Origin of the sequence: Collinsella aerofaciens (assembly GCF_025289055.1) — a bacterium.
In the GTDB taxonomy this organism is placed as follows: Bacteria; Actinomycetota; Coriobacteriia; order Coriobacteriales; family Coriobacteriaceae; genus Collinsella.
In genome coordinates this window covers 15169-41555 of record NZ_JAESIQ010000006.1, presented here as the reverse complement: position 1 = coordinate 41555, position 26387 = coordinate 15169, and the positions used below count along the sequence as shown (strand labels likewise).

Annotated in this window: 27 protein-coding genes and 3 tRNA genes; 29 read left to right on the top strand and 1 reads right to left on the bottom strand. The window is 61.1% G+C overall.

The window, feature by feature from the left end; genetic code table 11:
* Positions 1-341: 341 nt before the first annotated feature.
* The 26 genes from JMJ97_RS02915 to proC all read left to right on the top strand — a co-directional run bounded on the left by JMJ97_RS02915 (position 342) and on the right by proC (position 23546).
* Positions 342-3023, top strand: a complete 2682-nt coding sequence (locus tag JMJ97_RS02915; protein ID WP_260699100.1) for a cation-translocating P-type ATPase — start codon at positions 342-344, stop codon at positions 3021-3023.
* A 472-nt stretch (positions 3024-3495) separates the two neighbouring features.
* On the top strand, positions 3496-4449 hold the full coding sequence (gene rsgA / locus JMJ97_RS02910; protein ID WP_422110715.1) for a ribosome small subunit-dependent GTPase A: 954 nt from the start codon (positions 3496-3498) through the stop codon (positions 4447-4449).
* 252 nt (positions 4450-4701) lie between these two features.
* Positions 4702-5361 (top strand): Flp pilus assembly protein CpaB, encoded by a 660-nt coding sequence (gene cpaB / locus JMJ97_RS02905; protein ID WP_022094089.1) that lies wholly within the window; start codon positions 4702-4704, stop codon positions 5359-5361.
* Entirely contained in the window at positions 5361-7010 is a 1650-nt protein-coding gene (locus tag JMJ97_RS02900) for a CpaE/TadZ family protein (RefSeq protein ID WP_260699099.1), read from the top strand. The genes cpaB and JMJ97_RS02900 overlap by 1 nt, the downstream gene beginning before the upstream one ends.
* Complete coding sequence (locus JMJ97_RS02895) at positions 7007-8335, top strand: TadA family conjugal transfer-associated ATPase (RefSeq protein WP_260699098.1); 1329 nt, start codon at positions 7007-7009, stop codon at positions 8333-8335. The genes JMJ97_RS02900 and JMJ97_RS02895 overlap by 4 nt, the downstream gene beginning before the upstream one ends.
* 50 nt (positions 8336-8385) lie before the next feature.
* Complete coding sequence (locus JMJ97_RS02890; RefSeq protein ID WP_260699097.1) at positions 8386-9234, top strand: type II secretion system F family protein; 849 nt, start codon at positions 8386-8388, stop codon at positions 9232-9234.
* Positions 9231-9872: a type II secretion system F family protein gene (locus JMJ97_RS02885; RefSeq protein WP_195239547.1), complete on the top strand. Its 642-nt coding sequence runs from the start codon at positions 9231-9233 to the stop codon at positions 9870-9872. Before JMJ97_RS02890 ends, JMJ97_RS02885 begins: the two co-directional genes overlap by 4 nt.
* Before the next feature lie 10 nt (positions 9873-9882).
* Positions 9883-10116: a hypothetical protein gene (locus tag JMJ97_RS02880; RefSeq protein WP_006235091.1), complete on the top strand. Its 234-nt coding sequence runs from the start codon at positions 9883-9885 to the stop codon at positions 10114-10116.
* On the top strand, positions 10080-10643 hold the full coding sequence (locus JMJ97_RS02875; protein WP_260699096.1) for a hypothetical protein: 564 nt from the start codon (positions 10080-10082) through the stop codon (positions 10641-10643). Before JMJ97_RS02880 ends, JMJ97_RS02875 begins: the two co-directional genes overlap by 37 nt.
* A 1-nt stretch (position 10644) precedes the next feature.
* Complete coding sequence (locus JMJ97_RS02870) at positions 10645-10863, top strand: hypothetical protein (protein WP_055285909.1); 219 nt, start codon at positions 10645-10647, stop codon at positions 10861-10863.
* Positions 10799-11335, top strand: a complete 537-nt coding sequence (locus tag JMJ97_RS02865) for a TadE/TadG family type IV pilus assembly protein (protein WP_082421851.1) — start codon at positions 10799-10801, stop codon at positions 11333-11335. The genes JMJ97_RS02870 and JMJ97_RS02865 overlap by 65 nt, the downstream gene beginning before the upstream one ends.
* A gap of 64 nt (positions 11336-11399) precedes the next feature.
* The gene (locus JMJ97_RS02860; RefSeq protein ID WP_055285911.1) at positions 11400-13460 is read left to right on the top strand and encodes a hypothetical protein; all 2061 of its coding nucleotides are present in this window, start codon (positions 11400-11402) and stop codon (positions 13458-13460) included.
* On the top strand, positions 13460-13936 hold the full coding sequence (locus tag JMJ97_RS02855) for a TadE/TadG family type IV pilus assembly protein (protein ID WP_195919506.1): 477 nt from the start codon (positions 13460-13462) through the stop codon (positions 13934-13936). Before JMJ97_RS02860 ends, JMJ97_RS02855 begins: the two co-directional genes overlap by 1 nt.
* Positions 13912-14292 (top strand): DUF192 domain-containing protein, encoded by a 381-nt coding sequence (locus tag JMJ97_RS02850; RefSeq protein WP_195919505.1) that lies wholly within the window; start codon positions 13912-13914, stop codon positions 14290-14292. Before JMJ97_RS02855 ends, JMJ97_RS02850 begins: the two co-directional genes overlap by 25 nt.
* A gap of 58 nt (positions 14293-14350) precedes the next feature.
* A complete protein-coding gene (locus tag JMJ97_RS02845) occupies positions 14351-14617 on the top strand; it encodes a hypothetical protein (RefSeq protein ID WP_117736226.1) in 267 nt (88 codons plus the stop codon).
* The gene (locus JMJ97_RS02840; RefSeq protein WP_035137167.1) at positions 14617-14901 is read left to right on the top strand and encodes an ATP-binding protein; all 285 of its coding nucleotides are present in this window, start codon (positions 14617-14619) and stop codon (positions 14899-14901) included. Before JMJ97_RS02845 ends, JMJ97_RS02840 begins: the two co-directional genes overlap by 1 nt.
* 123 nt (positions 14902-15024) lie before the next feature.
* Positions 15025-15097: transfer RNA gene (locus JMJ97_RS02835), tRNA-Phe, on the top strand.
* Positions 15098-15375: 278 nt separating this feature from the next.
* The gene (locus JMJ97_RS02830; protein ID WP_161115712.1) at positions 15376-16437 is read left to right on the top strand and encodes a glycoside hydrolase family 5 protein; all 1062 of its coding nucleotides are present in this window, start codon (positions 15376-15378) and stop codon (positions 16435-16437) included.
* A 6-nt stretch (positions 16438-16443) separates the two neighbouring features.
* Positions 16444-17322 carry a 16S rRNA (cytidine(1402)-2'-O)-methyltransferase gene (rsmI, locus tag JMJ97_RS02825; protein ID WP_260699095.1) on the top strand — a complete coding sequence of 293 codons (879 nt, stop codon included), beginning with the start codon at positions 16444-16446 and terminating at the stop codon, positions 17320-17322.
* A 69-nt stretch (positions 17323-17391) separates the two neighbouring features.
* Positions 17392-18993 carry a methionine--tRNA ligase gene (gene metG, locus JMJ97_RS02820; protein WP_161145124.1) on the top strand — a complete coding sequence of 534 codons (1602 nt, stop codon included), beginning with the start codon at positions 17392-17394 and terminating at the stop codon, positions 18991-18993.
* A gap of 107 nt (positions 18994-19100) precedes the next feature.
* Positions 19101-19961 (top strand): 16S rRNA (adenine(1518)-N(6)/adenine(1519)-N(6))-dimethyltransferase RsmA, encoded by an 861-nt coding sequence (gene rsmA, locus JMJ97_RS02815; RefSeq protein ID WP_260699094.1) that lies wholly within the window; start codon positions 19101-19103, stop codon positions 19959-19961.
* Positions 19951-20868, top strand: coding sequence for a TatD family hydrolase (locus JMJ97_RS02810; protein ID WP_055285924.1), 918 nt, complete (start codon positions 19951-19953; stop codon positions 20866-20868). The genes rsmA and JMJ97_RS02810 overlap by 11 nt, the downstream gene beginning before the upstream one ends.
* Positions 20869-20911: 43 nt before the next feature.
* Positions 20912-20998: transfer RNA gene (locus JMJ97_RS02805), tRNA-Leu, on the top strand.
* Positions 20999-21286: 288 nt separating this feature from the next.
* On the top strand, positions 21287-22225 hold the full coding sequence (locus tag JMJ97_RS02800; protein ID WP_161115708.1) for an SPFH domain-containing protein: 939 nt from the start codon (positions 21287-21289) through the stop codon (positions 22223-22225).
* Positions 22226-22231: 6 nt separating this feature from the next.
* Positions 22232-22702 (top strand): 23S rRNA (pseudouridine(1915)-N(3))-methyltransferase RlmH, encoded by a 471-nt coding sequence (gene rlmH, locus JMJ97_RS02795; RefSeq protein WP_035136824.1) that lies wholly within the window; start codon positions 22232-22234, stop codon positions 22700-22702.
* A gap of 73 nt (positions 22703-22775) precedes the next feature.
* On the top strand, positions 22776-23546 hold the full coding sequence (proC, locus tag JMJ97_RS02790) for a pyrroline-5-carboxylate reductase (protein WP_260699093.1): 771 nt from the start codon (positions 22776-22778) through the stop codon (positions 23544-23546).
* A gap of 157 nt (positions 23547-23703) precedes the next feature.
* Here the strand turns inward: proC and JMJ97_RS02785 are convergent, their stop codons facing one another.
* Positions 23704-23877: a DUF6724 family protein gene (locus tag JMJ97_RS02785; protein ID WP_006235069.1), complete on the bottom strand. Its 174-nt coding sequence runs from the start codon at positions 23875-23877 to the stop codon at positions 23704-23706.
* 111 nt (positions 23878-23988) lie between these two features.
* Here JMJ97_RS02785 and serS point away from each other — a divergent pair, with 111 nt between their 5' ends.
* The 3 genes from serS (at position 23989) to JMJ97_RS02770 (ending at position 25977) form a co-directional block, all read left to right on the top strand.
* A complete protein-coding gene (gene serS, locus JMJ97_RS02780) occupies positions 23989-25272 on the top strand; it encodes a serine--tRNA ligase (protein WP_035136826.1) in 1284 nt (427 codons plus the stop codon).
* Positions 25273-25445: 173 nt separating this feature from the next.
* Complete coding sequence (locus tag JMJ97_RS02775; RefSeq protein WP_260699092.1) at positions 25446-25823, top strand: hypothetical protein; 378 nt, start codon at positions 25446-25448, stop codon at positions 25821-25823.
* Between the two features lie 77 nt (positions 25824-25900).
* Positions 25901-25977 (top strand) — tRNA-Arg (locus JMJ97_RS02770).
* The last annotated feature ends 410 nt before the right edge of the window (positions 25978-26387 follow it).

The window sequence follows — 26387 nt, the reverse complement described above, 5'->3', positions numbered from 1 at the left end:
GACCGTATGCCGAATTAGAAGTTCATTTTTTGCGAATAAACGGTATATGCAAAAACTTTACCAACCGTTCTAACCGCTGCTATCTGGGCGATATTTCAGTTTGATGATGCACCGAAGAAAAAACGTTTTATCAATGTCGAACATCATACGGTCTGCATCGTTGCACTCGAGCCGTGCTTCCAATTGGAATGTTTTGGCTAGACGCGCCGCTTTGGGGTACCATAGCTCCACTATCAACTGCCGCTCAGCACGGCAGCCTTGATGAGCCCTTGCCCTTCTCCTGGGAATTATGATCGGGCATCAATCTGCTGAGTGGCCCGAATCCCAGGAGGGGACTCTATATGCAAAAGGAATACCTGTCCGCCGCGGCCGAGGTACTCAGCGACCAAGGTGTCGATGAGAACCTCGGCCTGAGCAACGACGAGGCGTCGTCGCGCCTCGCCAAGACAGGCCCTAACAAGCTCGAGGAAGCCGAGAAGACGCCGTTGTGGAAGCGCTTCTTTGAGCAGATGGCCGATCCCATGGTCATCATGCTGATCGTTGCCGCCGTCATCAGTGCACTCACGGGCATGGTCAAGGGCGAGGCGGACTTTGCCGATGTCGCCATCATCATGTTCGTCGTTATCGTCAACTCGGTGCTGGGCGTGGTCCAGGAGGCTAAAAGCGAGGAGGCCCTCGAAGCCCTGCAAGAGATGAGCGCGGCGCAGTCCAAGGTGCTGCGCGACGGCAAGCTCGTGCACCTGCCGAGCGCCGAGCTCGTGCCCGGCGACGTGATCATGCTCGAGGCGGGCGACTCCGTCCCGGCCGACTGCCGCGTCCTCGAGAGCGCCACGATGAAGATCGAAGAGGCTGCACTGACTGGCGAGTCCGTGCCGATTGAGAAGCACACCAACGTGATTGAGCTCGCCGCGGGCACCGACGACGTGCCGCTCGGCGACCGCAAGAACATGTGCTATATGGGTTCCACCGTGGTGTACGGTCGCGGTCGCGCCGTCGTGGTCGGTACCGGTATGAACACCGAGATGGGCAAGATTGCCGGCGCCCTGGCCGAGGCCAAGGAAGAGCTCACGCCGTTGCAGGTGAAGCTCGCCGAGCTCAGCCGCATCCTTACCATCATGGTTATCGTCATCTGCGTCGTCATCTTTGGCGTTGACATCATCCGTCACGGCGTGGGCAACGTTCTTACTGACCCGACTGCCCTGCTCGACACCTTTATGGTTGCCGTCTCGCTCGCCGTCGCCGCCATCCCCGAGGGCCTGGTCGCCGTCGTGACCATCGTTCTTTCGCTCGGCGTGACCAAGATGGCCAAGCGCCAGGCGATTATCCGCAAGCTTTCTGCTGTCGAGACGCTCGGCTGCACGCAGACCATCTGCTCCGACAAGACCGGTACCCTTACCCAGAACAAGATGACCGTCGTCAAGCACGAGCTCGCTGCGCCCAAGGAGAAGTTCTTGGCCGGCATGGCGCTGTGCTCCGATGCCCAGTGGGACGAGGAGCTGGGCGAGGCCGTGGGCGAGCCGACCGAGTGCGCGCTCGTCAACGACGCCGGCAAGGCGGGGCTCACCGGCCTGACTGCCGAGCATCCGCGCGTGGGCGAGGCCCCGTTCGACTCGGGCCGTAAGATGATGTCCGTGGTCGTCGAGACCCTGGACGGCGAGTACGAGCAGTACACCAAGGGCGCGCCCGACGTGGTGATTGGCCTGTGCACCCATATCTACGAGGGCGATAAGGTTGTGCCGCTGACTGAGGAGCGTCGTGCCGAGCTCGTGGCAGCCAACAAGGCCATGGCTGACGAGGCCCTGCGCGTGCTGGCGCTGGCGAGCCGCACCTACACCGAGGTTCCCACCGACTGCAGCCCCGCTGCGCTTGAGCATGACCTGGTATTCTGCGGCCTGTCCGGCATGATCGACCCGGTCCGTCCCGAGGTGGCCGACGCTATCCGCGAGGCGCACGACGCTGGCATCCGCACCGTCATGATCACGGGCGACCACATCGACACCGCCGTGGCCATCGCCAAGCAGCTTGGCATCGTCGCCGATCGCAGCCAGGCCATTACCGGTGCCGACCTCGACCGCATGAGCGACGAGGAGCTCGACGCGCACATCGAGGACTACGGCGTGTACGCCCGCGTCCAGCCCGAGCACAAGACGCGCATCGTCGAGGCCTGGAAGTCGCGCGACCAGATCGTCGCCATGACCGGCGACGGCGTCAACGACGCCCCGTCCATCAAGCGCGCCGACATCGGCGTCGGTATGGGCATCACCGGCACCGACGTCACCAAGAACGTTGCCGACATGGTGCTTGCCGACGACAACTTCGCCACCATCATCGGTGCCTGCGAAGAGGGCCGTCGCATCTACGACAACATCCGCAAGGTCATCCAGTTCCTGCTTTCGGCCAACCTTGCCGAGGTGTTCTCGGTGTTTATCGCCACGCTCATCGGCTTTACCATCTTCCAGCCGGTGCAGCTGCTGTGGGTGAACCTGGTCACCGACTGCTTCCCCGCGCTCGCGCTGGGCATGGAGGATGCCGAGGGTGACATCATGAAGCGCAAGCCGCGCAACGCCAAGGACGGCGTCTTTGCCGGCAATATGGGCCTGGACTGTGTGGTTCAGGGCCTGATCATCACCGCGCTGGTGCTGGCGAGCTTCTTTGTGGGCGTGTACTTTGACATGGGCTACATCCACATCGCCGATATGATCGCCGGCAATGCCGACGAGGAAGGCGTGATGATGGCGTTCATCACGCTCAACATGGTCGAGATCTTCCACTGCTTCAATATGCGCAGCCGTCGTGCGTCGCTGTTTAGCATGAAGAAGCAGAACAAGTGGCTGTGGGCATCTGCCGCGCTGGCGCTGGTACTGACGGTTATCGTGACCGTTCAGCCGACGCTTGCCGAGATGTTCTTTGGCCCCGTGACGCTTGAGCTCAAGGGCGTTATCGCCGCCCTGGGCCTTGCCTTCCTGATCATTCCGTTGATGGAGATCTACAAGGCGATCATGCGCGCAGTGGAGAAAGAGTAACGCTCTCGTTCGGGCCCGCCCCACGCCCTTTCTCCCTCACTGGTCCTCGCGCTTTGCGCTGCGGGATCGTTCGGGAGAAAGGGCTTCCGGGGCGGGCCCTGCGCTATCCTTGCTGGCTTCTCTCCCCGTGCGGATGAAAAGGGCTGAGGGAAAGTATGTGAGCTGGTCGGGCTTTGCCCGGCCAGCTCTTTTTGATTTAAAATACCCGCTCAGTTGTGATTTGTGGTGCTGGGAGGCGCTTGTGGGCAAGGCGAAGGCTAAGGCGAAGAAAAAGACGACGGGGGCGCGGGCTAAGCGCGATCGTCGTCGGAAGCTTGCGACCGAAGCTCCCGCGTCTGCCGAGGAGCTGCTGGCAAGCGTGCCGGGACTCGATGCGCTGCAGGATGTTCCGGCGTTCGACGATCTGCCGGTCGATGATGCTCAGCGGGCTGCCTTCGATGATTTTTGTGCTCGGGCCGAGGAGCCCGAGCAGATGCAGCTTGGTGCCGTGGTGCGCCTGGATCGTGGGTTTCCGCTGGTGGCGACTGCCGATGACACCTTTCGTGCCGAGCATGCCGTGGGGTTTGCCAAGTCGCGTGGCGAGGACGAGGTTCTGCTGCCCGCCGTGGGCGACCGCGTGGCGGTGCGTCGTGCGCCCGGGCACGACATGGGCGTGATCGAGTGCGTGCTGCCACGCCGCACGAGTTTTGAGCGCTGGCGCGGACGCGCTCGCGGCGAGCGTCAGGTGCTTTGCTCCAACGTGGATAGCGTGCTGATCGTGCAGGCGCTCGGCGCCGGCGAGGTACTGCTCGACCGCGTGGCGCGCTCGCTGGTGTTGGCACTCGACTGCGATGCCGAGCCGGTGGTGGTACTCACCAAGGCCGACCGCTGCGACGCCGATGAGCTCGAGCGCGATCTGGACCGTGTGCACCGCTTGGTGGGTCCGGACGTGCGCGTGATCGTGACGTCCTCTGCCGAGGGGCGCGGCCTGGACGAGGTTCGTTCCTGCGTGCCTGCCGGGAGCTGCGCCATGATTCTGGGCGAGTCGGGTGCCGGCAAGTCGACGCTGCTCAATGCGCTGCTGGGCCACGATACGTTGGCGACTGGCGGTGTGCGCGAACGCGACGACCAGGGCCGTCACACTACCGTCGCGCGCGTGATGGTGGCACTGCCGGGCGACGCCGGCGTGATCGCCGATGCCCCGGGCCTGCGCAGCTTACCGCTCGTGGGTCACGAGCGGGGTCTGGCGCGCGCCTTCCCCGAGATTGTCGAGGCATCGCGCGCGTGCCGGTTTGGCGACTGCACGCATACCCACGAACCGGGTTGCGCCGTTCGCGAGGCCGAGGACGCCGGGCAGATCGACAGTCTGCGTCTGGAAACGTTCCAAAACTTGGCGTCATCCATGCGCGTGAGTGCTCAAATGCTCGATCCCGATGTCCATCTGTAATTGATTTTTTCTATGACAGCCGTCTCCCAACTGTTCGGGAGACGGCTTTTTTGCTGCGGAAAAGCCTCGAAACGTGCAGTTTGCTGACGTGCTGACCAAAACCTTGCCACGAGCTTGACGGGCTGGTCAGCTTTTGGTCAGCGATTGGTTTGACATCGAAAACCAAAATCGCAATTGCGCCGCTTTGCACTCTGACCGCCCAGACAATGGTGGTACGGGCATTCGCCCGGCACTGCCATGAGAGGAGCGGCCGTGAACAAGAGCAAACGCATCGCCATCAGTCTGGTCGCGGGCGTGCTCGCTGCTCTGCTCTGCATGGTTTACGGCTCGTCGATCCGCTCGCAAGCCGAACAGGTCCAGGCTGAGACCTTGGCCAAGTACGGTGGCGATCGCGTCGAGGTATGCGTCGCGGCGCGCGATATCGATGTGGGCGAGACCCTCGATGAGACCAATGTCATAACCCAGGAATGGCTGACGAGCCTGTTGCCGCGTGACGCGGCGACCGAGCTGCGCCAGGTGCGCGGCGACGTGACGACTTCGCGTATTCCCAAAAACGCCGTGATCTGCAATGTCTACACCAAGGCCGAGAGTCACAAGCTCGAGGTGCCTAAGGGCAAGGTCGCCGTTTCGGTGGCGGTCGATGCCGAGCACTCGGTCGGCGGTGCTACGGGCGTGGGCAGCTACGTGGATGTGTATGTGCAAAAAGACGGCGTAACCGATCGGTTGTGCGGCGCGTACGTGATCGATACCAGTGAAGATTCCGGTGCCACGCGCGAGGGCAAGATCGAATGGGTGACGCTGGCGGCTGACCCCGAAGACGTCAAGGAACTGCTGGGGGCATCGGGCAAGGGAACGGTCAGCTTGACGATTCCCGCCACGGCGCGCGGCAAAAAGAGCGGAGGCGACGAGTGATGAAGGCGATCTGGCTTGCGTGCTGCGCGTGCGGCGATTACGGGCTGTTGCAGCGGGAAGTCGAGGGCCGTGATACGGGTGCACAGGTGCTTCGCGTGGGTGACCTGGACGGGCTGGTTTCCATGGCGCGGGCGTTTCCGTCGCGCCGCGGGGCTGCCATCATCGCGGCGTCTCTGTTTGATACCGAAGATGTGCGCAAGACTGTTGCGCGCCTGACGGCCGAAGGCCGCGTGAGTCGCGTGGTCGTGTTGATAGAGGCACTCGATCCATCGGATATCGAGGGGCTGTTTCGCGCAGGGGCGACCGAGGTCATCGCTGCGCACAGTATATGCGGCAACGGGCGCGCGGGCGAGGGAGCGGTTGATTCCGATCGGTGCATGACGATTGAGCCCGATGCTTTTGTTGATAGGGAACCCGGGGCGCCTCGCGCTACAAGAGGCCCGCGTGTTGATGATTATGGAAAAGCGGAAGCCGAGCATGGTCGGCGCCCCCGGAACCCCCTTGTATACGATGACGCTGGAGAGCCGGCGCAGCATGCTGGCGACTCCCCGGCTGTAGATATGGGATACGTGCACGGCGTGAATCTGGCGGATGAACTCGACGAAGTTGAGGGCTTTGCCGGGTGCGGCGAGTTGTCGCTGATGCAGCATGAGCAGATTGCGCAGAACGAGCCTGCCTCGCAGACCGAACAAGCTGACATGCCGGCTTGGACGCAGCGTGTAGTTGCGGCGGGGGAGACGGGGACGCTGTCACCGACGCCCGCCCCGCCGCCTCCGATGCCGCCGGCAGACGCTGCCGCTTCGCCGCATCGAGCTCCGGTCGTCTGCGTCATTTCGGGCTCGGGCGGTTGCGGCAAGTCGACGATCGTTGCCACCATGGCACACGCATCGTCGCTGTTGGGCTTGCGTGCCGCCGTGCTCGACCTGGACCTGATGTTTGGAAACCTTTACGACTTGTTAGGCGTCGATGCTCCGCGCGATATGGCGGCACTTATCGAGCCGTCGGCGGCGGGCACGCTCACCGAGCCGGATATCGTAGCCGCATCGATGCGCGTCGCCCCGGGCGTTACGCTCTGGGGTCCCGTCGCGGCGCCCGAGCAAGCCGAGCTCATGGCACGTCCGGTGGAGCTACTGCTTGATGTCCTGCGTCGCGAATCCGACGTGGTCTTTATCGATACCTCGGTCTTTTGGGGCGACGCCGTGGCGGCTGCGGTGGCGGCGAGCGACCGTTGCCTGATCGTTGGCGATGCTGCGGTGTCGTCCGCGACATCGGCGTCGCGCGTCATTGAACTGGCAAGTCGAGTAGGTGTGCCGCGCACGCGCATGAGCGCCGTGTTCAACCGGTTCGGTGCGCGCGGGGCAGACGAGGACGTCGCCATGCGCTTTGAGATTGCCTGTGCGTTGAGCTCCAAGATTCGTATCGCCGATGGCGGGCAGGATCTCGCCGCGCTCATGGCGTTTGGGCGCGCTGATGAGGCAGTGGGGCAGACCAGCGCTTTTGCGACCAGCGTGCGCGAGGCCACGCGCGAGATGCTCGTGGAACTGGGGTGCGCCGTCGGCCCTTGGAGCGATATGGTCGCCGACCGTGCAATGCGCACCGAACGCCCGCGTATTCGCCTTCCCTGGTCGCGCGAAGGTGATCAGCGATGAGCCTGCAAACGAGGATTAAGGCTGCCGGCGCTGCAGCGGCGGCAGCGCCTGTAGATGCGGGGCGTCGCCGCGCGGTGAAACGACGCACCAAGCGCGCCGTGATGGACCGCATGGGTTACGACGAAGTGGCGCGTATCAGCGCCTATATCGACCCGGCACTTGCCCGCTCGGAATTGCGTCCTGCGGTGGAGGCGGCGCTCAATGTTGAGGAGCCGACCGATCTCGCGACGCCCGAGCGCGAGACTATCATCGACGAGATTTTGGATGACGTGGTGGGCTTGGGGCCGTTGCAGCCGCTCATCGAGGACGACACCGTTACCGAAATCATGATCAACGGCTGCCGCTCGGCTTTCTTTGAACGCGGCGGCGTCTTGTACCCCATCGAGCATGCGTTTGAGGATGATGAGCAGATCCGGGTGCTTATCGACCGCATCATCTCGCCACTTGGCCGCCGTATCGACGAGCGCAGCCCCATCGTCAACGCCCGCCTCAAAACGGGCTATCGCGTCAACGCGGTGATTCCGCCTGTGGCGATTGACGGACCGATTCTCACCATCCGAAAGTTCTCGGACCGTATCTGCTCGCTGGACGAGCTTGTGGGGCTGGGGTCGCTGCCGCTTTGGTATGCGCAGCTGCTGTCGTGCGCTGTGTCGCTGCGACAGGACCTGGCGGTTGCGGGAGGCACGGGATCTGGTAAGACCACTCTGCTCAACGCGTTGTCATGCGAGATCTCCACCGGCGAGCGCATCGTGACGATCGAGGACTCTGCCGAGCTCAAGTTTGCGCATCATCCGCACGTGGTGCGCCTAGAGGCGCGCGAGGCTTCAATTGAGGGCGAGGGCGCGGTGACGATCCGCGACCTGGTGACCAATGCCCTGCGCATGCGCCCCGACCGCATCGTGGTGGGCGAGGTGCGCGGTGCCGAGTGCTGCGACATGTTGCAGGCCATGAACACGGGCCACGACGGGTCGCTCACCACGCTTCATGCGGGTTCCGAGCAGGAGACCGTGGTGCGTCTGACGTTGCTTGCACGTTATGGCATCGATCTGCCGAGCGAGCTCATCGAGGAGCAGATTGCCATGGCGCTCGACGGCATCGTGATGTCCGAGCGCCACGCCGATGGCAGGCGTTTCGTCTCCTCGTATTCGGGGGTGCGTCGCGCCGCGTCGGGCGGCGTAGAGCTCGAGCGCTATGTGACTTTCGATGCCGCCGAGCGCACCTGGAAGCTTGACCGCGAGCCGCCGTTTATCGCAGAAGGCCTGCGGTCGGGGACGCTCACACAAGAGGAGGTGGACGAATGGAGGTCGCTGTGCCCCTCGTCGTAGGGGGTTTGGCAGGGTTTTCTGTTGCGACGGCGTGCGGGGCGGAACCTCGTGTGCCGCAGGTACCGCCGGCGGAGCTGGCGCGTCAGGCGCTCGAGACGGTGGCAGAGAAGCTGCCGCGTGAGCTGGTGGAAAACGATCTGCTGAAAAAGATCGCCCGTTCGTGGGCATCGCTGGCTCCGGCGCGTCGCCTTGGCCTCGCGATCGAGGATGCTTCGGGGCGTTTGGCGTTTCTGCTGCTATCGAGCGGTGTCTGCTGCGTATTGCTAACGATGGTGTCGTTATCGCCCCTCGGATTTGCCTTGGGACTTGTTGCTCCGTTTGCCGTTGGCGCCGCTCGGGATGGCTTTGAGAGCCGGCGCGAGCAACACGATGCAGAAGAGGCCATGCCCGAGGCGTTTACCGCACTTTCCATGTCGCTTGCCTCGGGACATTCGCTGGCCCAGGGCATGCGCTTTGTGGGCGCTCATGCGCAAGAACCGGTGCATACCGAGTTTTTGCGGGTGGCGGCGGCAATCGATTGCGGCATCTCGGCGACCGATGCGCTCGATGACTTGCTCGTGCGCATCGACGCCCCCGGCCTTTCGCTTGTGACCTTGGCGCTTAAGGTGTCTCAGCGCACCGGTGCTCCGCTTGCCGACTTACTGTCCGAGGCGTCGAGCATGGTGGGGGAGCGCATTGAGCTCAAGCGCCGCCTGGATGTTAAGACGTCGCAGGCTCGCATGTCTGCGCATATGGTCGCGGCGATGCCGACGGGCATGTGCGCGGTGTTGACGCTGCTTTCGGCAGATTTTCGTCGCGGTCTTGCGACGCCTGCCGGCGCGGGCGCTGTGGTGCTGGGTCTTGCCCTCAACGCCGTTGCCCTGGTGGTTATCCGGCGCATTATGCGGGTGGAGCTATGAGCGCCCCGGTTGCAGTTGCGGCTTGCCTGTGCGCTCTGAGTGTATTTGTCGCGACGGGTTTGGATCGGGCGGATGCACGCAAGATCGCAGAGGCCTGCAAGCGCGAGGCGGTGCTGGTCGCTGCCGCGGGTCGCTCGGTGGTCGATGCTCTGGCCGCGCGAATGAAGGGCGCGGTTGGAGCGGGCGGCCCGGCGCGAGTATCACTCGGCGAAGTGTCCGAGATGATCGATGTTGTGCGCTTGGGTCTTTCGGCCGGTCTTTCGTTTGATGCGGCGCTTGAGATTTTCTGCGCCAACCGCCGGTCAGTGCTGGCTCTTCGACTTGAGCGGGCCTGCATGGCGTGGCAGGTGGGCGTGGGCACGCGTGAGGACGAGTTGTTGGCCGCCGCACGCGACCTGGACGTGCGAGCGCTCGAGACCTTTGCCATCACGGTGGGGCAGGCGCTCGCTCTGGGTGCCCCACTTGCCGAGACACTGGCCGCTCAAAGTCGCGAGATCCGTGCGGCTCATCGCGCCGCGGTCGAGCGCGAGATCGAGCGTGCGCCCGTCAAGCTGCTGATTCCCACCGGCACACTCATCTTGCCGGCGTTGCTTCTGTCCATATTGGGCCCGCTGTTGGGAGCAGGCGGGATGATGTAGGGAGGAATACATGAACACGATGACTGACGTTGCTGGCAAGGTCTGGAGCTGGGCTGTTTGCCAGTCAATTCGCGCTCGCCAGCATGCCGGGGAGCTACTGCAGGAGGAGAGTGCACAGGGTACCACCGAGTATGCCATCTTGGTCGGCGTGCTCGTGGTGATCGCGATTATCGCCATCGTCGCATTTAAGGGCAAGGTCCAAGATCTATGGAACGCTATCAGCGAGGGCATCAACAGCCTGTAGAGGGCGAGCGCCCCATCGGGGTGCTGCTGGTGTTTGCTTGCCTGACCGTGGCGATAGCGGCGGTGCTTTGGGGGCTAAACGCCGCGCGGCAGCAGCGTCCTGGGGCCGCCTTCGATTCGGGCTCAGATTCGGCGGTGGCGTCTCAAAAAGATGAGATGCGAGATGCGGACGATTCGGATGTCGCTGTCACGGCGCAAACCTTTCTGCGGATGCTCGACAAGCGGTCTGGCACTGCGACGGATTCGCCTGAGGACAACGCGATTGCGGTCCGGCTTGCATGGTCCGAGGACCGACCGATGACCGAGGCAGCGGCGGATATGTTACGCGCCTACCGCGAGGTGCCAACGGCCCAGCTCGCCCTGAGCGGCTATCTCGATATTAAGGGTAACGTATGGGGCGCCATTGTGCGCGATGGGCGCGGCTGGGTCGATATGGTGACGGTTGCCGCGGATACTGGCGATGCTTCGTGTCGTCTGCGCGCGGTGCGCCTGGCCCCGCAAACAATAAGCTCAAAGGAGGGGTCGTGAAATGCATGACGTCCTGCGCGAGGAATCTGCCCAGGCGACGGTCGAATACGCCATCGTCACGGTGGCGCTGTTATCGATCGTGCTGGCGATTGCGGGGCTTTGGCGTGCTGGCACCGATGGGCACTTGGCGGCGCTGGTTGAGCGGGCGGCATCCCATGGCGTTGCCTCGACGTCGGTTATCGACGCCGCTGCGGGCGCTAAGGACATCGCGTTGTATTGATATCGCGCGCGAGGACCGGGCGCAGTCTACGGTCGAGGCTGCTTTTTTGCTGCCGACGTTTCTGATGCTCATTCTTCTCGCACTGCAACCGGTGTGTTTGCTCTATACGCGCGCGGTCATGGAGTCTGCCGCTGCCGAGACCGCGCGGCTCATGACCACGACGACGGCGGAGGACGACGATCTTAAGGAGTTCACCCGCCGCCGGCTTGCCGCAGTGCCCAACGTTTCGATCTTTCATGCCGGCGGGCCGTTGTCGTGGGATATCGAGCTTGGCCGGGCCGGTGCGGGTGGTGTCTCGTCCGTGTCCGTTTCCGGCGAGGTCAAGCCGTTGCCTGTGATCGGTGCGTTTGCGCAGGCTATGGGTGGTACCGCCGAGGGCGGCTACGTTGAGCTCAAGGTCGATGTCTCGTATCAATCGCGTCCCGAATGGCTGGAGGGAGATTATGATTCGTGGATTGCTGCATGGGATTAAGCGTTTCTGGTCTAGATGCGTTTTGACGCGCCGTCCGAGCTGCCATCGCAAGCGAGGCGGCTTTATGGGCCGCGCCGGTATCGACCTGTTTATCGAAGACGGTGCCTACACCACGCTTTCTTCTGCCGTGGTCATCCTAGTGGTGCTCACGTTGTTGTTTTCGTCGACCGCGGCGATATGGAGCATGTCGCGTGCCGGGGATACCCAGGTGGCGGCCGATAGCGGCGCGCTGGCGGGTGCCAACGTGGTGTCGTCCTATCACACGGCTGCCACGGTGGTTGATGCGAGCATCTTGAGTCTGGGGCTAGCGGGGTTTGCCACAATCGGGACGGGCCTGGTTGCCATTCTCATCCCAGGTGCCGAACCAGTTGCCGGCAATATGGTCGACACCGGGATTGAGATCATTAAAACGCGCAACAAGTTTGCCAAAAGCGCATCGGAAGGCTTGCAGAAAATCGAGACGGCTCTGCCGTATCTGATTGCCGCGCGTGCCACGCAGGCGGTGTCGGCGCAGGATACCGATAGTGTGGCCTATACCGGTACGGCGCTTGCCGTGCCCAGGACATCCGAGTCGGACTTCGCTGCGCTCAAAGGGTCAGAGATCTCGACCGATACCATTAAAGACACATCAGATGATTTAGAGCGTGCGGCCGAGGAGCTGCGGAAGGCTTCTGAGGACACGGCGAAGGCTAAAGAGCGCGCTTGGCTGGCGGATTGTGGCGGGTCTGACAAGGGCTCGGTCAGCAGCTGTTCTTGCATGTGGGAGCGTGTGAAAAGTCTAACGGATCTCTCTGGTGCTCAAAATCCGCATTACGCTTCGAGCGTTACGTGGGAACCGCAAGTGGCGCTCGATCGCGCGAAGGCCTACTATCGCCAGCGCCTGGCAAATGAGAAACCGCTTGGCGAGGGTCCGGAAAAACAGGCAGATTCTGCTGCACGAAAGGTGTTCTTCGCTTATGCGGGCGAAGAAGTCGAGCGGGCATATATAACTGAAAAGGACGGCAAAGTTTCCGCCCGCATCCCTTTCCTTCCGCGAAATCCAGATGAGGCGCGGACGACTGAACTCTATACCGATGCGCGTTGGCCCACGAGTGAAGTAGATAAAGTTACCTATTTGCATTATGGGACTGACTGTCCAAATTACAAAAAAGGAAAGCCGGGTGGGCTGGCATCCGTCGCAGATTTTGACGGTCACGAAACGTGTAGCGAATGCCATTTCGGTGTGTCGTCTTTAGGGTACGTTGCGATTGCAACGACTTCTGTCGAAAGGGGCTTCGAGTACCACTTCGATAAGTTCAAAGAGGCTCTGGAAGACTACGTCGAATGCCGCAACAAAGAACTCGAACTTGAGCGTCAGACCGAGGATGAGGCCGACCGTGCGGGCAATGCGTTTGACCAGGCCATTAAAGCGCTTTCCGGCGAGCGCCCGCGTATCGCCCCACCTGGCCGCAACGGCGTGGTCGCCTTTGCAGTTTCGGGTGACATTACCAGCCCCGATCAACTTAACTCCTCGTTTAACGCGGCAGTCAGGCTTGGCGATCGCGGTGCTATCTCTGCCGCGGTGCTGGCGCCCGATGAGGCGACGGCGCAAAACAACGTGCTTTCGCGATTTTTCTCGACATTGAAGGAACGCTCGGGCGGCGTTGCCGGCGTGCTCGACGGCGTCATGGATGTTTGGGGACGGCTACTCGTGGGATACGGTGATATCCAAGGCTCAGCCGACGAACTTATGGACGAGATGATTAAAGGCCTAGGAGGGGGCAGCGGCGCGTTGGGCTCCATCGCATCGTGGCTCGGCGATACCGTTTCGGCGTCCGTGGCGGCGCTGGGTTTGGAACCGTGCGACTTGCGCCTGCGAAAGCCGGTGCTGACCGATTCCGCCAATATCATTAAGAGTCCGGGGTCTGACATTGCGGGTCTCTCTCAAGCGCAAGACAAACTGCGAAGTATTCCGTTGGGCGTGACCGATCCCAAGGCGCTTTGCGAGGCGTTGGAATATCAAGTCGAACGCACCATTAGCGGTACGGTGTTCACACTTGCGGAGATTCCTCTGCCCGGCGGCGGCTCCATCCCGCTCACCGTCGATGTCGCCACGCTGGTTGGCGCTCTGGGCGGTGGGTCGTAATGAGTATCCGCATGCGTCTGCGCGAGGAGCGCGCCCAAGCGACGGTGGAGATGGCAGTGGTTACGCCCGTTTTGCTGGTGCTGGCACTCATCGTGTACAACGTCATGATCTTTGCCAGCGCTGTCGCGCGCTTCGACCGCGTGGTGCCCGACATCGTGCTAGCGCATGCCGTGGCGTCGGAGGGGGAGGGCGACGAAAGCTCTGCCGATGCCTCGGCGACGGTTCAGACTCAAATTCTGAATGCCATGGAAGGCTATGACTTACAGATCGAAGTGTCGAGCGAGCAAGGCGCGAAGGCATCGGATGGTGGCCTGCTCTCCCTATCCGGTACGTTTAGGACCTACACCTGCACCATGCACTATGAGCCGTGGCCGACTTCTCTCAGCATCGCTGGCGTTCCGCTGGGGGCGCCGACAACGTTGTCGCACGAGCGTGCGGTGACGGTCGATCCATGGCGTCCGGGGGTGGTCATGTGACCGCGGTCTCGTCCTACATCGTCTACGCGCGGGCACTCAATAGGCTGGGTTGGACGCCGGCCGAGTTTGTGATGGCGGAGTCGTTTGTCGTGCGCCTGCGCGGCATGCTGGGACGGCGTCCGGTTGCCGCCAACGGCCTGCCGCTCGTCATGGCGTTTCCACGCTGCTCTTCGGTCCATACGTGTTTTATGGCCTATCCCATCGACATCGCCTTCATCGATCGCGACGGCAATATCCTCGCGCGCTACGAAAACGTCCGCCCTTGGCGCATGTGCTCCTGCCCCGGCGCCTGGGCCGTACTAGAGCGTCCTTCAATCATTGTTTCGACCCCTGCTCTCCAACGCGTGCCGGCTTAAGAATTGGCGACAGTGGACTTTCGTCATACGAAATTGGGTAAGATGGAGGAGAAGATGCATGGATGTTGAGATTCATCCCAACGCTAAAAAGCACCTGACGGAAAAGCAAGTGCTTAGCGCTTGGCTTGCGGTTACTGAGTGCATTCGTCGCGAGTCGAAGGACGAGCCGCCGAGATGGCTTGCGATTGGATGGCTCCCAGACGGACGAAGCGTGGAGCTTGTCGCGGTCGAGCTTGTCCGTGGGTGGCTTATCATTCATGCCTTGTCTCCAGTCCAGAAGAAATTTTGGCAGGAGATTGAACAGGCTCGGCAAAGGGGTCGATGATGGGCAAGACGTATACGGCCGCTAATGGTCAGGTTGTAACGGATGAAATGATTGACGCGTGGTGCGAGTCGTACGAGCGCGGAGAGTTTCCGGATGGCGAACACACCGTTGGTGGGATCGTGCATGGACGGCCCCCGCTCTCAGGTGAGGGGACGGCAACGCTGTCGGTCAAGATTCCTCTGGGAATGAAGGAGGCCATTCGTCGACGGGCGGCTGCCGAGGGGATGACGCCAAGTGAGTTTGCCCGTGCGGCTCTGAGTGAAAAACTTCTTGCTGCCGGCTGATGCCTCTGACGTGCCGATTTATAGAACCGAGGCTGTGCTCAAAAACTTTTTTAAAATTCTCGGTTGACCGGAACGCGTCCTTGGTTATACTAATCAAGCCTTGAAACAAGGCACACCTCAAATGGCTGGGTAGCTCAGTTGGTAGAGCAGAGGACTGAAAATCCTCGTGTCAGGGGTTCGATTCCCTTCCCCGCCACCTTGAATTGACTAGGACCTCTGCAAAGGGGTCCTTTTCTTTTATTGAGGGCTCTGCGGAAATTACGTCCCGGAATTTGGCTTCAGAGTGGGATGCGCTTTCCGGCGCTTACTTCCGACGTGCGTGCACATCTCGGGCCCGCCCAGATATTCCTCCCGCTTTTGCGCCACTTTACAGACCGTTCGGTCGTCTGTCCGCACGCGCGGGTATACTCAAAACGATACTTTTCCTGTGCAATACGATGCAGGCTCAGCCTGCACGATCCGAAGGGGGCAGTGATGGAGAGGATACTCGGCGTTAATCTCTCTGGCTGGTTTATTCCCGAGCCTTGGGTGACCCCGTCGCTATACGCGGCGACCGGTGCATCCAACGCGGCCGAGCTGCAGGAGGCCATGGGCACCGCCGCCTATAACGAGCGCATGCGCCGTCATTACGAGACGTTTGTGAGCGAGGACGATTTCCGCCGCATGGCGCAGATTGGCCTCAATGCCGTGCGTCTGCCGGTACCCTGGTATGCCTTTGGCTCGCAGGAGTCCGATGCGTCCTACATCTCGGTTGTCGACTACATCGACCGTGCAATTGAGTGGGCTGCCAAGTACGACATCCGCGTGCTGCTTGATCTAGCAACTGTGCCCGGTGGCCAGGGCGATTCCAACGATTCGCCCGCCACGCCGGAGGCTGTTGCCGAGTGGCATTCGTCCACCAACGGTCGTCATGTCGCACTCGACGTGCTCGAGCGCCTGGCCGATCGCTACGGCGAGGCCGAGAGCCTGCTGGGCATTGAGCTGCTGGATACGCCGCAGATGAGTGTCCGCAAGAGCCTCTTCACCATGACGGATGGCATTCCTGCGCACTACCTGCGCAACTTCTATCGCGATGCCTATGAGCTCGTCCGTTCGTATATGCCCGAGGATAAGATCGTCGTCTTTTCGTCTTCGGGACATCCCAGCGAGTGGAAGCATTTTATGCGCGGCGCTAAGTACAAGAACGTCTACATGGACCTTCACCTGTACCATTACCGCGACGAGTATGCGCTCGATATCACGAGCCCCCGCGGGCTGACGACGGCGATTTCGCGTAACAAGCGCGAGCTTAAAGAAGCGATTTCGACTGGGTTCCCCGTGCTGGTGGGCGAATGGTCGGGCGCGGCGATCTTTGCCAACTCGTCGGTTACGCCCGAGGGCCGCAATGCCTACGAGCGCGTGTTTATCGCCAACCAACTGGCTTCGTTTGCACCGGCTGCCGGTTGGTTCTTCCAAACGTGGAAGACCGAGAAGCGCATTGCAGCATGGGACGCCCGCGCGGCGCTCGGTACGCTCGAGCGTGGCATGATTGAATAGGTTGATATGACGCAAAACAGCGCCCATACGGGCAAACTCTATGTGGTCGGCACGCCCATCGGCAACCTGGGCGACCTGTCCCCGCGCGTTGGCGAGGCGTTTGCCGCCGCCGATGCCATCTGCTGCGAAGACACGCGTGTGACGTCAAAGCTGCTGATGCACCTGGGCATTTCCAAGTCGCTTGTCCGTTGCGACGAGAATGTGATCGCCAGCCGCGCCGCCGGCCTGGTCGACCGTCTGCTGGCGGGGGAGACCCTCGCCTTTGCCTCGGACGCCGGCATGCCGAGCGTGTCCGATCCCGGCCAGGCGCTGGTCGAGGCGGCACGTGAGGCCGATGTGCCCGTCGAAGTTATTCCCGGGCCCTCCGCTTGCGTCACGGCGCTCGTTTCGTCCGGCATTCCCTGTGAGCATTTTTTCTTTGAGGGCTTTTTGGGCCGAAAGCACGGCGACCGCGTGCGTCGTTTGCAGCTTCTTGCCGTGGTTCCCGGCGCACTCATCTTCTACGAGTCTCCACATCGCATCGTGGCGACGCTCGAGGCCGTGGCAGAGGTTTTTCCCCAGCGTGAGGTTGCCGTCTGCCGCGAGCTCACCAAGCTGCACGAGGAAGTCTTGCGCGGGCCCGCTGCCCAGCTTGCTGAGGAGCTGCGTGCTCGCGGCGAGGTAAAGGGCGAGATTGCGCTGGTCATCGCGCCGCCGAGCGAGGATGAGGAGGCCGGTATCGTGCCGGTTGGCGCCGCGGCAGCGGATCCCGACGAGGCCCTGCGCGAGGATATCCGCGCCGCGCTCGAGGAGGGGGAGCCCGCGTCTGCGGTGGCCAAGCGCCTGTCTCAGAAGTATTCGCGCCGCAAGCGCGATGTCTATGCCATGGTGCTCGATATGCAATAGATGGAGGATATCCAGCCCTTGCGCTAGAATCATCCTCTGTATGCAACGTTTTTCTGGAGGACAAACCCCATGGATCAAAGCAAGCCTTCGTTCTTTATCACGACGCCCATCTACTACGTCAACGCCGATCCGCACCTGGGCACGGCTTATTCCACCATCATCGCCGACGTTCAGGCCCGTTATCGTCGCTCCGCCGGCTATAACGTCAAGTTCCTGACCGGCATGGACGAGCACGGCGAGAAGGTCGCCGAGGCCGCAGCCAAGCACAACATGACGCCGCAGGAGTGGACCGACAGCCAGGCTCCGCACTTCAAGGAGCTTTGGAGCAAGCTCGAGATCTCCAACGACGACTTCATCCGCACCACCGAGCCGCGCCAGCATCATGCCGTGCAGTACCTGTGGGAGCGCATGAAGGAGTCCGGCTACCTGTATAAGGGCAGCTACGACGGTTGGTATTGCGTGCCTGACGAGACCTACTTCACCGATACGCAGGTCCAGAAGGGCGACGAGGAGTACGGCAGCGTCGGCCAGCACCTGTGCCCCGACTGCCACCGTCCGCTTGAGCGCGTGCAGGAGGAGTCCTACTTCTTTAAGCTTTCCGCTTTCCAGGACAAGCTGCTCAAGCTTTACGACGAGCACCCCGACTTTGTCGAGCCTGCGTTCCGCATGAACGAGGTACGTAGCTTTGTCGAGGGCGGCCTTAATGACCTTTCCGTGAGCCGTACGAGCTTTGACTGGGGCATTCAGGTCCCGTTTGACGAGGGTCACGTGACCTACGTGTGGTTCGATGCGCTGCTCAACTATATGACGGCCGTCGGCTACGGTGTCGACACCGACGAGGCGCGTGCCGAGCTGGCCTATCGCTGGCCCGCGCAGTTCCACATCGTGGGCAAGGACATCATCCGCTTCCACTGCGTCATTTGGCCCGCCATGCTCATGGCCATCGGCGAGGCCCTGCCCGAGCACGTCTTTGCCCACGGCTTCCTGACCGTGCGCAATGCCGAGACCGGCAAGGCCGAGAAGATGTCCAAGAGCCGCGGCAACGCCATCGCTCCGCAGGACGTTATCGACATGTTGGGCGTCGAGGGCTATCGCTACTACTTTATGACCGACGTCGTCCCCGGCACCGACGGTGCCATCAGCTTCGATCGCATGGAGCAGGTCTACAACGCCGACCTGGCCAACAGCTGGGGCAACCTTATCTCGCGTTCGCTCAACATGAGCGGCAAGTACTTTGATGGTTGCGCGCCCGCCAAGCCCGCATCGTTCGATGCGTTCGACAACCCGCTGGCAAAGATCGCCGATGGTCTGGTCGAGCGCTACATGGCCAAGATGGACGTGCTCGATTATGGTGGAGCTAAGGACGAGGTCATGGAGCTCATCCATGCCGCCAACCACTACATCGAGGACTCCGAGCCCTGGGCGCTTGCCAAGGACGAGGCCAAGGCTGACGAGCTGGCGTTTGTGATCTACAACCTGCTCGAGGCCATCCGCATTGCCGCTCACCTGCTGATGCCGCTCATGCCCCAGACTTCTGCCGAGGCCCTGCGCCGCCTGTCCTGCGAGGACGAGGCCGCGAGCGACGACCTCAAGGGCATTTGCGCTTGGGGCCTGCTTGCCGGTGGTCAGCCCGTCGAGAAGGGCGAGCCGCTGTTCCCGCGTCTGGGCTAAGCCGCTGCGCGCCATATCGGCAATTTGCTGTTTAGCTGTAAGGGCATGGCCGCAACGGTCCATGCCCTTTTGCTTTACGATGCAGCCACCATGTTAAGGAGGCAACCATGACAACTTCGCCTTTGGCAAACCCCACGGCAACTAGGGAGCTGCTAGAGGAGTTTGGCCTTGCGACCAAGCATCGCCTGGGCCAGAACTTCCTGATCGACAACCATGTGATCGAACGTATCTGTGAGCTCGCTGAGCTTGCGGGCGATGAGCGCGTGCTCGAGGTCGGCCCGGGTTGCGGCACGCTGACGTTGGCCCTGCTGCAGGAGGCGGCGTGCGTTACGTCGATTGAGGCAGATCCCGAGCTCGAGCCGGTGCTCGATGCTCACGCCGCCGACTACGCCAACTTCCGCTTTATCATGGGCGACGCGCTTAAGGTGGGCCCGGAGCAGATTGAGCAGGCCGCCGGCGGCGAGCCCACGGTATTTGTCGCGAACTTGCCCTATAACGTGGCGGCGACAATCATCCTGCAGTTCTTCCAGACGATGCCCGCGCTCAAGCGCGCCGTCGTCATGGTGCAAAAGGAGGTTGCCGATCGCATTGCCGCAGTGCCGGGCAACAAGACCTATGGCGGCTATACGGCAAAGCTCGGCCTGTATGCGCAGGTGACGGGTCGCTTTGAGGTGCCGCCGCGTTGCTTTATGCCGGCGCCGCACGTGGACTCGGCTGTCGTGCGTATCGACCGTGTTGGCGGCGTGGTGCCCGAAGGACTCGATCGCGACTTTGTGGCTCGCGTGATTGACGCCGCATTTGCTCAGCGTCGCAAGACCATCCGTAATTCCATGAGCGCCAACGGCTTTGCCAAGGACGTGCTCGATGCCGCTTTTGAGGTTTGCGGTATCGCACCCACCACGCGCGCCGAGACGCTCGATGTTGCCGACTTTGTCCGTCTGGCCCGGGAGCTAATCCATGACGCCTAATGCCGAACGCGTGACGTTTACCAAGAAAAAGAAGACGGTTGCTTGTCCCGTGCCCTTGGCGCCGCTTGCCGACACGCATGCACATCTGCTTTCGTTTTGGGGCAAGGATGTGCCCGAGACGCTCGTGCGCGCCAAAGCCGCGGGCGTCGACCTGTTGGTGACGATGTTCGACCCCATTGCCGACAAGCGCAGCGTGGCGGACTATAGCGACTGGCTGGTGCGCGAGATTCTTCCGATGCAGGATATCCCGCAGATCAAGTATCTTGCCGGCGTGCATCCGTATGGCGCGCCGGACTATACCGACGACGTTCATGCACAGGTCGTTGCGGCACTTGATGACCCCTTATGCGCCGGTATTGGCGAAATCGGCCTGGACTATCACATGGACTATGACGACGATATCGCGCCGGCACCCCATAACGTGCAGATTGATTGCATGGCGCGCCAGCTCGAGCTTGCCGTGCGCCGCAATGTGCCGGTGGAGCTGCACCTGCGTCACGAGGACTCGGATGGGGAGCGCACCTCGCACGTTGATGCGTACAACGTACTGCGCGAGGTGGGTGTGCCCCAGGCTGGTTGTGTGCTGCACTGTTTTGGCGAGGACCGCGCCACGATGGAGCGCTTTGTGGATTTGGGCTGCTATATCGCCTATGGCGGTGCGGCCACCTTTAAGCGCAACGACGATGTGCGCGAGGCATTTGCGGCAACCCCACTCGATCGAATTTTGTTCGAGACGGATTGCCCGTATATGGCTCCGGAGCCCATCCGCGGTCTTGAATGCGAGCCCGCAATGATCTCCATTACGGCAAACACGCTGGTCAACGACCGTGTCGATCGTACCGGCGAGGATGCTGAGGCAATCGCGCGAGCAGCTTGGGAAAATGCCTGCAAACTTTTTCAAAAATAGTTCTTGCGTTCGCGATGGCGCTCCGTTATTCTAATTCCTGCACGCGGGCGTGGCGGAATTGGCAGACGCGTACGGTTCAGGTCCGTATGGGGGCAACCCCATGAAGGTTCAAGTCCTTTCGCCCGCACCATTAAATGAAAGAGCTCCCAGCAATGGGAGCTTTTTTGTTATGGGCCCATCACAGGGACTTGAACCTGTAAAGGAGCGAGCGTAAAGAAAACGCGGAGCGTTTTTAGCGAGCTGGCGAGGACGCCGGCAGGCGGCCGAAGCCGGTGCGGATCCGCGAAGCGGATACGCGGACGTCCTTTCGCCCGCACCATTGAATGAAAGAGCTCCCAGCAATGGGAGCTTTTTTGTTATGTACGATCTCCTTGTGCGGGTATCCTAGTGCCAACGTATGCCTATCAGAGGAGAGACCATGCTGTTGTCCGGTATCATCGCCGCCCTTACCAGCCTTTTGATTCCCATCATCATTTTGTTGTTACTGCTTCCCAACGCCTGCTATGTCGTTGAACAACAGCATGCCGTGATCATCGAGCGTCTGGGCAAGTTTAACCGCATCGTCAACGCGGGCTTCCACATGAAGGTGCCCGTGATCGACCGCAAGGCCGCCACGGTGAGTCTGCGCACCATGAAAAACGGTTTTGGCATCGACGTTAAGACCCAGGACAACGTGACCATCGGCCTTGAGGTCTCTGCTCAGTACCACGTGAGCTATGACATGGGCGCCGGCCCGGCAGATTCGGGTATCTACAAGAGCTACTACATGCTGCAGGAGCCCGTCGACCAGATGCGTGACTTCATCACCGACGCCCTGCGCTCTTCGATCCCCGTCTACACACTCGATGAGGTCTTTGCCAAGAAGGATGACATCGCCAAGGATGTCAACGCTACCGTTTCCGAGCAGATGGCCGCCTACGGCTTCACCCTCGTGTCGACGCTCATCACCAAAATCGCACTGCCGACCGAGGTCGAGAACTCCATGAACGACATCAACGCCGCCCAGCGCAAGCGCGCTGCGGCACAGGAGCTCGCCGAGGCAGACCGTATCAAGCGCGTCACCGAGGCGACCGCCGAGGCCGAGGCTATGGAAAAGGCGGGCGAGGGCATCGCCAACCAGCGCAAGGCCATCGCGCTGGGCATCAAAGATTCACTCGAGATCATCCAGGAGACGGGCGTCGGCAACGACGAGGCCAACCAGCTGTTCATGTTTACGCAGTGGTCCGAGATGATGACGGAGTTCGCTCGCACGGGTAAAACTTCGACGGTCGTACTGCCGAGCGATTTCTCGCAGTCGGCCTCGATGTTCGAGCAGATGCTGACCGCCGGCAAAGTTCAAAACGGTTCGAAGGAGTAGGCGCGCGTGAAATACACCGTCGTTTGCGTCGGTAAGCTCAAGGAGCGCTTTTGGAAGGACGCGTGCGCTGAGTACACCAAGCGCTTAGGTGCCTATGCCAAGGTGGATATCCGCGAGGTGGCCGATATCGACCCGGCTAAGGCGGGCGGCGTGGATGCCGCGCGCGACAAGGAGGGGGCGGCAATTCTTGCTGCATTGCCGTCTCGGGCGCATGTGATCCTGCTGGCTATCGAGGGCAAGGAGCGTTCGAGTGAGGAGCTCTCGGCGCGGCTCGACGATCTTATGCTGCGAGGCAGCAGCGACATTGCCTTTGTAATCGGCGGTTCGGACGGCGTGAGTGATGAGGTGCGCGCCCGCGCCGACGAGATGCTCAGCTTTGGACGCATTACCTTGCCGCATAACCTGGCGCGTGTGGTGCTGCTAGAGCAGATTTACCGTGCCTGCAAGATCAGCCGTGGCGAGCCGTATCACAAATAGGTCGGCAATACGAAACAATGGCGTGGGACAATACCTTTCGTTTTGAGGAATGTGTCTGAAAGGACTATGAGATATGAAGATTGGATTTGTCGGTTTTGGCAATATGGCGAGCGCTATGGCCGATGGCTGGATCGCTGCCGGTGTAGCTGCGAGCGACATGTGCGCCTGCGCGGGTCGCTACGACGCACTGGTTGAGCGCTGCGAGGCGCGCGGCATGGTCGCCTGCCACGATGCCGCCGAGGTTGTCTCCGCATCCGATATCGTGGTCGCTGCGGTCAAACCGTACATGATCGAGAAGGTATTCGCCCCGCTCAAGGATGCTCTTGCCAAAAAGGTCGTTCTGTCGGTTGCCTGGACCTGGGACAGTGCCAAGTGGGAGCAGGTCCTGCCGGGCGTCGCGCATATCTCGACGGTGCCCAACACACCGGTTTCGGTGGGCGAGGGCGTCATCGCTTGCGAGAAGGCTTCCACGCTTAGTGATGAGCAGAGCGCCGTGGTGCTTGATCTGCTTGGCAAGCTCGGTGCGGTGGTCGAGCTCGATACGAGCCTGCTGTTCGTGGGCGGCACGGTGGGTGGTTGCGCTCCGGCATTTGTCGCCATGGCAATCGAGGCCCTGGGCGATGCGGCGGTCAAGCATGGTATCCCGCGTGCCGATGCCTATCGCATTGTGAGCCAGATGGTGCTGGGTACGGCAAAGCTGCAGCTTTCAACTGGTCAGCATCCTGCGGCGATGAAGGATGCCGTATGCTCGCCCGGTGGCGCCACCATCAAGGGCGTCGTTGCGCTCGAGGACGCCGGCATGCGCAGTGCCCTGGTCAAGGCAATCGACGCAACTCTCCAGTAAAACCTTCCATTTAGGGACAGGTTTATTTTGGCAGGTTTTTCCTGCGGTTTTGTCGTATATGCGAAAAGCGCCCCGCAACCGGATCGTTACCGGTTGCGGGGCGCTTGCGTTTGCCCAGATAAAACCGACCAAAATAAACCTGTCCCTTTTTGGCAGGTTAGTCCCAGAAGCTGTCTTCCTCATCCTCGGACTTGGGTCCGCGGTCGACGTACATCTTATGGGTACGCTTCTCCATTACAAAGGCAAGAATCGCAAATAACAGGATGCCGCCGGCGAAAAGGATGGCAAAACCGGTGCGGGTGCCAAACAAAAAGGAAAAAACTGCGTCCATTGGGTGCCTTCTTGCGTAGTTGAGTTGGGTCGTAAACGCTCATAAGTATATACTTGCCCATACATGTACAAGGTTGCAACCTAAATGGAATGTATATCGCCGGAGGATCTAATGCTTGATATCAAGTTTGTTCGCGAGAATCCCGATGCCATCGATGTCGCCATGGCTAACCGCCAGACGTCTTGGGATCGCGAGAAGTTCTTTGAGCTCGACGACGAGCGCCGTGCCGTCATCACCGAGGTCGAGGAACTCCAGGCTACGCGCAATGCCGAGTCCAAGAAGATCGGCGCCCTGATGAAGGAGGGCAAGAAGGAGGAGGCCGAGGCCGCCAAGGAGGCCGTGCGCGCCGTCAACGAGAAGATTGACGGTCTGGCCGAGCGTCGTACTGCCCTCGAGCAGGAGCAGTACGACTTCATGGCTCACCTGCCCAACATTCCTTGCGAGGCCACGCCGTACGGCAAGGACGAGGACGAGAACATCGAGCGTCGCCGCTGGGGCACCCCGCGCGAGTTCGACTTCGACTTTAAGCCGCACTGGGATCTGGGCACCGACCTCGACATTCTTGACTTCGAGCGCGGCAACAAGCTCTCCGGCAGCCGTTTCACCGTTCTCGGTGGCGCCGGTGCCCGCCTGGAGCGTGCCCTCATCAACTTCTTCCTCGATACGCACACCAGCCGTGGCTTCAAGGAGTGGTGGCCGCCTATCGTCGTCAAGCGTCAGACCATGTTTGGCACGGGTCAGCTGCCCAAGTTCGAGGACGACGCCTATCACGTCTCGGGCGACAACTTCCTGATCCCCACCGCCGAGGTCGTGCTTACCAACTTGCACGCCGGCGAGGTCCTCGATGCCGACACTCTGCCGCGCCGCTACACCGCCTTCACCCCCTGCTTCCGCGAGGAGGCCGGTTCCGCCGGTCGCGACACCCGCGGCATCATCCGTCAGCACGAGTTCGACAAGGTCGAGATGGTCAAGTTCGCTAAGCCGGAGGAGTCTGACGAGGAGCTCGAGAGCATGACCGCCGAGGCCGAGTACCTGCTGCAGCAGCTGGGCCTTCCGTATCGCGTGATTAGCCTGTGCACCGGTGACTTGGGCTTCTCTGCCCGTCAGACCTACGACGTCGAGGTCTGGCTGCCGAGCTACAACGCCTACAAGGAGATTAGCTCCTGCTCCAACTGTGGTGACTTCCAGGCTCGCCGCGCCAACATCAAGTATCGCGACCCCGAGAACTTCAAGGGTTCGCGCTACTTGCACACTCTCAACGGTTCCGGCTTGCCGGCCGGCCGCACCATGGCCGCTATTCTGGAGAACTACCAGAACGCCGACGGCACCATCACGATCCCCGAGGTCTTGCGTCCTTACATGGGCGGCCTCGAGAAGATCGAGCCGGTCGCGTAACTTGGCTGCATAGGGGATATGCAAGGGCGCTCCTTCGGGGGCGCCCTATTTCGTGCGCAGGTTCATACCATGCCGTGCGGACAGCTCAATAGAAAACACACGAACAAGTGTTCTGTATACAGCCATCTACCTGCTATGTTTTTGCTAAATAAGAGCGAGAGAAAGGGGACGCGATGGAGCTGTTTGATGATCGGGTGGTTTTGTTTGAGAGCGACGAGGGCGGGGAGTACCTGCTTGTAACGTGTGAGCCGTCTGGCATGGGTGGCCTGGTGGTTCGGCAGACGAGCGAGGGTCCGTTGACCCAATGGTGCTTTGAGGAGTCGCCGCATGTGGTCGAGACGTTTGTGGCGCACGAGGGGCTTGTGGCGCTGGAGCACTTCTATGGAGTTGGGACTTCCAACCAGGTCGCGCGCATGCTGAGCATCTCGTTTGCCGATTATGACTGTGCTCAGCGGGTGAGATCGCTCCTGAGGGAACTTGATGCCAAGTTTGACGTGATCGAAAAGCCAATCGATCGTACGGGGAACGGCGGTATATGCGGAGCAGCATGACAAAACTGCGTTCCACAAAAAAGTTTGAGATTGTGCTTGACTCCAATAAGCTAAAGTGGTTTTATATGTCTTGCGCTGCGGCGTTACCTCAGCTGGATAGAGGGTCTGACTACGAATCAGAACGTCATAGGTTCGAATCCTATACGCCGCACCAATTGAAATCGAAAGCCTCCGGCAACGGGGGCTTTTCTTTTACGTCGGCACTGCATGGATTCGAACCTCGGTCGAGGCGCGGGCGTAAAGAAAACGCGGAGCGTTTTAGCCCGCGGGCGAGCACGCCGGCAGGCGGGCGAAGCCGGTGCGGATCCGCGCAGCGGATGCGCGGAATCCTATACGCCGCACCAATCGAAATCGAAAGCCTCCGGCAACGGGGGCTTTTCTTTTATGGCAACACCGCATGGATTCGAACCTCGGTCGAGGCGCGAGCATCTTAATCATTACTCCGTAAAATTTTTCCAAATTGTCGCTTGACCCATCGAGGGGTCACGTGCATAATAATCCGTGCGTTGCGGCGTTACCTCAGCTGGATAGAGGGTCTGACTACGAATCAGAACGTCATAGGTT